The 8,400-nt window shown below is 48.5% G+C and carries 7 protein-coding genes and 3 pseudogenes; 6 read left to right on the top strand and 4 right to left on the bottom strand.

What is annotated here, in order from left to right; translation table 11 throughout:
• Nucleotides 1–184: 184 nt before the first annotated feature.
• A complete protein-coding gene (locus tag IQ235_RS11990) occupies nucleotides 185–796 on the bottom strand; it encodes a CPP1-like family protein (RefSeq protein ID WP_264321697.1) in 612 nt (203 codons plus the stop codon).
• A gap of 520 nt (nucleotides 797–1,316) precedes the next feature.
• On the opposite strand from IQ235_RS11990, the gene IQ235_RS11995 reads away from it, so the two are divergent.
• Nucleotides 1,317–1,469 (top strand): ribbon-helix-helix protein, CopG family, encoded by a 153-nt coding sequence (locus IQ235_RS11995; protein WP_264321698.1) that lies wholly within the window; start codon nucleotides 1,317–1,319, stop codon nucleotides 1,467–1,469.
• 37 nt (nucleotides 1,470–1,506) lie between these two features.
• On the opposite strand, the pseudogene IQ235_RS12000 reads toward IQ235_RS11995, so the two are convergent.
• Nucleotides 1,507–2,739, bottom strand: a pseudogene (locus IQ235_RS12000) (DUF790 family protein).
• Between the two features lie 362 nt (nucleotides 2,740–3,101).
• On the opposite strand from IQ235_RS12000, the gene IQ235_RS12005 reads away from it, so the two are divergent.
• On the top strand, nucleotides 3,102–3,377 hold the full coding sequence (locus tag IQ235_RS12005; protein ID WP_264321699.1) for an HU family DNA-binding protein: 276 nt from the start codon (nucleotides 3,102–3,104) through the stop codon (nucleotides 3,375–3,377).
• Nucleotides 3,378–3,737: 360 nt separating this feature from the next.
• Nucleotides 3,738–4,862 (top strand): alpha-hydroxy acid oxidase, encoded by a 1,125-nt coding sequence (locus IQ235_RS12010; RefSeq protein ID WP_264321700.1) that lies wholly within the window; start codon nucleotides 3,738–3,740, stop codon nucleotides 4,860–4,862.
• 135 nt (nucleotides 4,863–4,997) lie between these two features.
• Here the strand turns inward: IQ235_RS12010 and IQ235_RS12015 are convergent, their stop codons facing one another.
• Together IQ235_RS12015 and IQ235_RS12020 are read right to left on the bottom strand one after the other, a co-directional pair.
• On the bottom strand, nucleotides 4,998–5,213 hold the full coding sequence (locus IQ235_RS12015; protein ID WP_264321701.1) for a hypothetical protein: 216 nt from the start codon (nucleotides 5,211–5,213) through the stop codon (nucleotides 4,998–5,000).
• 134 nt (nucleotides 5,214–5,347) lie between these two features.
• Nucleotides 5,348–6,172: pseudogene (locus IQ235_RS12020) on the bottom strand (Tn3 family transposase); the annotation flags it as partial.
• A 66-nt stretch (nucleotides 6,173–6,238) separates the two neighbouring features.
• Between IQ235_RS12020 and IQ235_RS12025 the strand changes: the two are divergent.
• The 3 genes and pseudogenes from IQ235_RS12025 to IQ235_RS12035 form a co-directional block, all read left to right on the top strand.
• A pseudogene (locus tag IQ235_RS12025) lies at nucleotides 6,239–7,117 on the top strand (IS982 family transposase).
• A gap of 168 nt (nucleotides 7,118–7,285) precedes the next feature.
• Nucleotides 7,286–7,801 carry an IS630 family transposase gene (locus IQ235_RS12030; RefSeq protein WP_264321702.1) on the top strand — a complete coding sequence of 172 codons (516 nt, stop codon included), beginning with the start codon at nucleotides 7,286–7,288 and terminating at the stop codon, nucleotides 7,799–7,801.
• 103 nt (nucleotides 7,802–7,904) lie between these two features.
• The coding region (locus IQ235_RS12035; RefSeq protein ID WP_319592583.1) for a type IIL restriction-modification enzyme MmeI at nucleotides 7,905–8,400 on the top strand (496 nt) is incomplete at its 3' end.

An 8,400-nucleotide genomic window follows, 5' to 3' on the forward strand; every position in this document is an offset into this window, starting at 1 on the left:
CGGGCATTCGCGATCGCGATCGCCTTGCAGCTTACGCCCCCGATCGAATCGTCAACGATCTCGCTCGAGCCGTCGAATCGATCCTCTCCCAATCGATCCAACCCGTTCGGTAACGACCCAGAACTAAATTGTTAACCGATTGACGGCAAACCCCTCTGACCTCAAATAGGACTTGAAAAAGACCCTACTTCAAAAAGCTGGTGGTCAACCACAGTAGGAAAAACGTTATCCAAGCTGTTAGCGTGTTGACATCCACAACAATCCCCAGTTGAGGAGCGATGGACGAGGCTAACGCTCCCCCAGCCAACAATCCCACAAGCAGCGTCGCCACCGTGAGCAGCAACGCTCGACCGAAGCGCTTTTCTTTTCGGTTGAGGAAGTAAAGGCTCGTCCCGACACCTAATGCCAAGGCGACGGGAGCGAAGTTTGCCCCAATGCTCAAGGCACTCAAAGCAAGCATGATGCCAGCCGGCCACAGGATATCGGACTGACTGGGTGTGTCGAGAGTACTTTGCAGCCAAGCTGGAGTTCGATCGATCGGTGAGGATGTTTTGTTGGGTGGCGCTTCTGGAGTCAAACGTTCGGGAAATCGGATGCGCTCTGGGACTTTGATTTTTCCTTCCTGACGCATTCGCAAGCGCTCCATCAACAGCGCATCGTAGGCCATTTCGATTTTTTCTGAAAGTTTCCGATCGCCTGCATTCTCTTCTAGTAGGCGACTGCGTGCGGCTTGGATTTCATCAAAGGAAGAATCCTCACTCACCCCAAGCTGTTCGTAGGGACTTCGATCGCTCATTATTCGGATGCTTAACCTAGATTTCTTTCTAGCTTAACTCGATACCTCATATTTTAGTCTGCGAACCTTGCTCTCGATCTAAGTCTTTACCCAATCGTTCGATGTGCGACATAATCGCGCAAACACTTGATTTTCCGTCTCGATCGATGGGCTGTGCTCGATGGTGCGTCCCTCAAACATTGTCAATTCAAGACCTCGAAAACAGTTGCATATCGCTTCGATCGATAAGCGATCGTACATTGAAGGTGTGGATCGGGGGAGACATGCGTTATGCCCAAGCGCACAAAGAGCGAACAAAGGAGGCAGGGAACTTCGGAAATGGATTTTCAACAAATGACTTAATACTGGAGTTTAGACGCGCCCGAGCTGACTGAGAAAATCAAATGCTTTCGGTCAAAAACGCGAACCATCTGAGTTATAATCTGGTGGTACATCGGAGCTTGCAAGTACAATGTACTAAGTATATCTCAACAAATCTTGATGTTTGAGAAGTGAAGTTGTAGTTACGTTGTCGATCCCCATGACAAGAACCAAACCCCCCTCCAACAAAGTGCTCACCATCCGCTTACCGGCAAGCGAGTTGGAGCGCCTCGAAAGCTACTGCATCGAACGAGGTCGAACGAAGACCGATGTGGTGCGAGAAATGATTCGTCGATTGAGAGTCAGTCACTAAGATGGGGCGAACAGCGCAAAATTCTCGATTTCAAAAGTTAAATTGAGGCAGGCGATCGCTCTAAAATTTCGAGTACTGCTTTGGGTTGTAACTTTTCTTTAAACCAGATCGCCGATACCGGAATATCCGTCAGCCGCACCCCAGCTTTCTCTAAGTTCAGCCGTTCGGAAATGGCTAGAATCAGATTATCGCATCCCGAGCGCCGCACCCGATCGAATTTCTTTTTTAGCTACTCCGGTCGCCAGTAGCCGACTATTTCGAGCAAAAAATCTCGCCCATCGGGGTGAACCAAGCGAAAATCTGGAATCATCACCGTACCGGGGATGGGAATTAAGTCTACTTCCCGCTCCAGCACCCACTCAGATTTGAGCGCTTCCCATCGCTTAGCAAAAGATTGCTCCAACATACTATCGTAGGGTTTACCGGGGGGATAGTGGGTTACCAGACCGCAATCGGAATTGAGACCGAACTGACCTTGTTTCCACTTACCGGTATAAGAGTCGCGGTTTTGCAACGTCGCTTTGAGACTCCATTTGGTGACGTGCAACAAAGCTGGTAATAGCTTTGCGATCGCTAATCCGTAGCGAGTACTGGGTTTAAACAAACTCGTCGGACCATCGATGGTAATCGTAAAGCCAAAATCCGCATCACCTTCGATATACGCCATCAACCCAAACAACTTCAGATAGCGAAATAACAGCTTGTACTGTCCCGGAACGTTCCGGTGGGCGTTAATGGTAATATGACTGGCGCGGTAAAAAATCCCCTGTACTTGAGAAAGATTGTAACGATGCAGCACCGCATCGGGTTCGGGAGTCTCGAATTGGGTGAGGATGCGGTTTTCTTGCAAATCAGCGTAGAGTCCGCGACGCACGCTATCGATAGAGACTTCTCGACTGCTCTGGCGACTCAGTTCGTCAGCAACTCGCTCCAAAACAGCCGGGGTTCTTTGGGGACTGGGAATCGATGCAGCGGCAAGGGTAAATACACGCTGGCGCAATGCTGGAGGGTCTAGGGGACTGACAATTTCGATGGTACAAAACTTACTTTTGAGAATATGAGCCAATCCCCGCTTGACGCGATAGTCGGGACTGTCTCCTTCAAATTCGAGCAGCTTGCCATCAAGTTCCCCTTGCGTCATGCCAACAGAACTCTCAAACAACCCGATGGCATCGCCTGCCACCTGACGGTTTCCCGGATCGATCGCCAGACGTTTGGGAATAATTTCTTCCCCATTGTATCGATGACTCAATAGATCGGTGGGTAACATCGTCCATCCCAAACCAAAAACTCGACCTCAGTTTACTGCTTTTAGCGATCGGCTTGTTGACCCAAAACCTTGGAAAAAGTAGAAAGAGCGTGATTAAAAGCAAGTACACCTGCTAAGATATCTGGGCAAACGAAATGGTGGGTTCTTGGGTTTGGTTCCCAAAATACCACCATTGCCGACGGTTAAACTCTCAATTGTCGCTCGTGCGCAGGTCAAAGCGACGTCGTTTCTAAACGCCCAAAACGTCCCGATCTCGAATTCTTATAAACGGCAACTTGAGTCGCTTGATGGTTCGCGTTCCTTTGAGCATAATTTGTCGCTGAGTTTCTCGCTCTCTTATAGACTTAACTCTTTTTAGACTTATGAACAAAACAGAATTAGTAACAGCACTTGCGGTACGAGCCGGTGTGACGAAAAAAGAAGCCGATACCATACTCGGCGCGATCGTAGAAGTCATTATGGAAACGGTAGCTGAGGATGAAAAAGTCGTACTCATTGGCTTTGGTTCCTTTGAAGCCAGAGTCCGCAGCGCGCGGACGGGACGAAATCCGGCAACGGGAGAACCCCTCGACATTCCGGCAACGAAAGTACCCGCTTTTAGTCCGGGTAAAGCGTTTAAGCAAAAAGTGAGTGAATAATTGACAGTTTGCACTGCACGCCCCGAATCAAAGACTTCTTAGAAGATGCAAGGGTTGATGAGGGGTCGTATCGTCAATGAAATCTAGGCTGAGTTGAAGTTGAGTTTTCAACTCTTTGCGATCGCTGGATTTCAACTAGATTTCATCTGTGCGGTCGCGCACTCTTCATCAACACTAGACATCTAGTAGATATTAAAAATAAAATCAATTCTTCGATCGAAACTATCTAGTCTTATTCCCGTTCCTTATGCTCTCTTTTCTGGAGATATCTATTGAGATGTGGCAATTTTCTAAATCCCAAACTTCGAGCGACCGCTTTAAATTTGGGAACGGTATGAAATCTACCCTCCCAGAGCATTTGTGAACCGACCGATCGATCTATTCGAGTACGAAACCCTCGCATCTGAGTCTCTCTCGCCGATGGCACTCGATTACTACACAAGTGGTGCGGGAGAAGAAGTTACCCTTAGAAGCAACCGCACTGCCTTCGAGGCGATCGAGCTTAGACCTAGGGTTTTAGTAGATGTCAGTCATCGAGATCTAACAACTCGGGTACTCGATCGAGATTGGGTCGTGCCGGTGGCGATCGCGCCGATGGCATTTCAATGTTTGGCCGATCCCCTCGGAGAACTAGCAACGGCTAGAGCTGCGGCTCGATGCGGTACGACAATGGTATTGAGCACTCTATCGACTCAGAGTATAGAAGATGTGGCAATCGCCGCAGAAGCAATCGCACAGACCCCAGAAGCCTCTGTCTCCAGTTCGGGATCTCGATTGTGGTTTCAGTTGTACGTCCATCGCGATCGCACCCTCACCCAGCGCTTGGTGGAACGAGCCGAGGCGGCTGGGTACGAGGCGTTGTGCGTCACTGTCGATGCGCCAATACTGGGAACGCGCAAACGCGATCGAAAAAATCAGTTTTGTTTGCCGACGGGGATGGCTTTGGCCAATTTGGTGACCCTGTCGGGTGTATCGATTCCCCGCGCGGTGGGCGAATCGGGTCTATTTGCTTATTTTGCCGAACAGCTCGATGCAAGCCTCACTTGGCGGGATTTGGAATGGTTGCGCTCGATCTCATCCCTACCGGTGGTGGTGAAAGGAATTTTGCGCGGTGATGACGCCAAACGAGCTGTCGATTGCGGGGTGCGCGGAATCGTTGTCTCCAATCACGGCGGGCGGCAACTCGATGGAGCGATCGCCTCTCTGGATGCATTGCCTGAAGTGGTGGATGCTGTGGGAGATGGGGTGGATGTCCTCATCGATGGCGGGATTCGCCAGGGGACGGATGTTCTCAAGGCCCTAGCTCTGGGGGCAAAAGCCGTATTGCTGGGGCGACCGATTTTATGGGGGCTAGCTGTGGATGGTGAAGCGGGTGTGGGTCGCGTTTTGGAGCTGGTGCGCGCCGAACTCGATGGGGCGATGGCTTTAAGTGGCTGTCCGTCTGTCGGGGCGATCGATCGTAGCCTGGTGCGGTGGCGGCGTTAAGCGAGCGATCGAATAGGGGAGAGCTTTTTGGTCGTGCTCCCGATTCGAGTTCGACAGGCTCGTCAGGACTTGCACGTTCGCCTCAAAAATTTCAAGAGCAGAGCGCATTCGCGATCGAAAGGGATAGAAAGGCGACTAATCGATCGAAGTCGAGGCAGAAGACTGGGTGCGTACTAACAACACCATCGCTACGAGTAGTTGTACTGGCAGAGGAGCAAAGAACAGACTCAAGAACAGACAGATGACAGCGAAGATCGCAGCACTTAGAGATTCAATTTCTTCTGCAAGCTCGAAACTGGCACAAATTGCCGTAGACCCGAGAACCAGGTACAGGAAAGACCACAACAGCATCTCGAAAACCTCCTAATTTATCGATCTCGCCTCGATGTAATTCCAAATTAGAAGCATTATCAGTTGACTGAACCGGGGGTTGAGCCGAGATACGTGTAAAAAAGTGCAAGATAGCCGCCAAAGTCTTGCCCGATCTACGTTTCAAGAATCTGAAGAGGCAAGTGAATCGCTCCGGAGAAAGGTTGAGGAATATTCTCCAAATCCACCACGTAATCCCCATACCTCTTGAGATTGCGGTGGATGTAAGGACTCATCGTTGCCAACATCCGACGATTCATCTCAAATCCCTCGGCACTCAAACCTTGGATCGCTCGGGTCATATCCACCGTATTCTGAAGAATGACCGCACTCGCCACCAGATCGAGGTACTTCAACCGCTTTTCTTGCTCTACAGGGTCATTTTCTGTAATCACCCCATCTTTGCCAAAAAATAACCAATCCAAGAAGTGATGATAACTCTCAACGATATTCGTACAGGCAGTAACTTCTCGACGTAAACGGCGATCGGAAATGAATCTGAGCAGATACATCGTCCGGATCGCTTTGCCCAAAGCTCGAAAAGCCTGATACAAGCGATTCTTGCGGCTATAACTGCCCAATTTTCGCAAAACCGTTGAGGGTAAGAGTTTTCCGGCCCGAATCGAGAGTACGACCCGCATCAAATCCTGCCAATGGGTTTGAATCAATTTCCATTGAGCAACATCATCAAATAAGGGATCGATATATTCGTAAACCTCAGCCTCGTGGGGACGCAGAAAATCTAAATCCTTCCAGTTCCGAATCCGAGGCATTAACTCAATTCCCAACAAATAAGAAAGAGCAAATACCGTCGATGATTGCCCTTGAGTATCGGCATGGAGAGTATCGGGTTGAATATCGGAAGTGTTTTTGAGCAATCCATCGAGGATATAGACGGCTTCCCAAACGCCACAGGTAATGAAGTGAGTAAATAACGTCAGTTCGGGATAAGAAAAGGAGGAACAGGTAAGCTGAGATCGACTAAACCATCAGCTCTGTCCTCCGTTATGTACAGCTTAGAAGAACTCTTCTGTGACGTCGATGACTTTTGTCAAGTGTTCGAACCGCAATGGCACAGACAACTACTTACTCATGGATTTAAAACCCGTCAACGTAAGCGCTCTATGAGTTTGAGCGAAATTATGACGCTCCTGATTGCATTCCATCAAAGTCACTATCGGAATTTCAAAAGCTACTACAATCACCATGTTGGAAAGTATTGGCACTCGGAATTTCCCCATCTGGTGAGTTATCAACGATTTATTGAGTGGACTCCCTCATGCTTATTTCCGCTATGTTGCTACCTCAAAGCGTGCTTTGGTTCTTGCACGGGTATCAGTTTTATTGATGCGACGAGCCTCAAAGTTTGCCATAATCGCCGTATTTCCCAGCATCAGGTCTTTAAAAAAATAGCAGCTCGGGGGAAAACCTCTGTGGGTTGGTTCTATGGCTTGAAACTGCACTTGGTTGTGAGTGAAAAGGGTGAGTTGCTCAACATAGCCCTGACTCCTGGCAATACGGACGACCGAAAACCTGCATTTGACTGACTTGACGGCTTGAGTGGAAAAGTGTTTGCTGACCGGGGATATGTGTCGAAGAAACTTGCCACACAACTCCTTGACACCTTCAAGATCGAGTTTTTTGCCAAACCTCGACGAAATATGAAGAACAAGCTGATGCGGCTCACAGACAAATTGTTGGCTCGCAAGCGTTCTATTATCGAAACCGTTATTGACCAGCTCAAGAATATTTCCCAGATCGAGCATTCTCGTCACCGCAGTCCCATTAACTGCTTCGTGAACGTCATCTGCGGTCTAATTGCCTATTGTCACCAGCCGAAAAAGCCCGAACTACAACTAGAGTGGGCATTACCGCCTGCGGCTTAACCCGAACTGACGTTTGATTAGTGTGGCTACTGTCGATCGAATGGTACGATTGCGGCTCAACCTGCGCTTCAAAAAAAAAGTCTCCACCCCACGAAAAAAGGTAGTGATGAAGTCCAACTCGCCCGATTCGAGTACTGGCAACTGCTCCGTGGGATTCCGGTCAAAGATTTGGTCTTCTTAGATGAAGCGGGGGTGAATCTCTCCTTCCTTCGCAAATGTGCGCGGGCTAAACCGGGAAAACGGGCTTATGCCGAACGTCCGCACCGCAAAGGGCGAAATGTTTCATTGATTGGGGCAATCAGTTTAACCGGACTCTTAACTCAATGGAGTGCTTTGGATTCAGTCGATGCACTCACCTTTGATGCCTTTATCGCCCAAAAGTTACGACCGAAACTTTGGAAGGGGGCAGTGGTCGTGATGGATAACTGTTCAATTCATAAAAGTGCACAAATCGAAGCTTTAGTGGCAGCCGTTGGCGCACGTATCATTTATCTACCCACCTATTCTCCCGATTTCTCACCGATTGAAAACTGCTGGTCTAAGATTAAGAGTATTCTCCGGCGCATTGGTGCAAGAACTTATACCGATTTAAGACACGCATTAGACAAAGCTTTCGCACAAGTCACGAAGGAGAATTTATTCGGATGGTTCTCTCATTGCTGTTACTGTACTTCAACAGATTAAGAACCGCTATACACATTTTTGTAGACATAGAAAAGTCATTAATTTTTTCGGAATAACACCAGAAGAAGCACAAAAAATAGCACCTCAATCCTTTCAAAAAGTTTTGCTAAAGGTAAAACCAGAAAGAGATATAAATTCTAGAAAAAGCAGAAGGGAGAATTGGTGGCTGTTTGGAGAAGTAATGCCAAGAACCCGAAGAGCAATTGAAGGTTTATCTCGTTACATTGTAACTCCAGAAACATCAAAATATAGAGTTTTTATTCTAGTTGATGGCAAAATTCTACCGGAACATGGTTTGATTGCTATTGGTAGTGATAGTGGATTAATATTTGGGATTTTATCGAGCAAAATTCATGTGACGTGGGCATTAGCAGCAGGAGGAACATTAGAAGATAGACCGCGCTACAACAAAACCTGCTGCTTCGATCCCTTCCCCTTCCCCGATCGCACCCCAGCGCAAAAACAAAAAATTCGCGAACTCGGAGAACGCCTCGACTCCCACCGCAAACAAGTCCAGGCCGCCCATCCCGACATCACCATCACCGGAATGTACAACCTCCTCGAAAAACTCCGCGCCGGAGAACCCTTCACCCAAAAAG

Origin of the sequence: Zarconia navalis LEGE 11467 (assembly GCF_015207075.1) — a bacterium.
Taxonomy (GTDB): domain Bacteria; phylum Cyanobacteriota; class Cyanobacteriia; order Cyanobacteriales; family Geitlerinemataceae; genus Zarconia; species Zarconia navalis.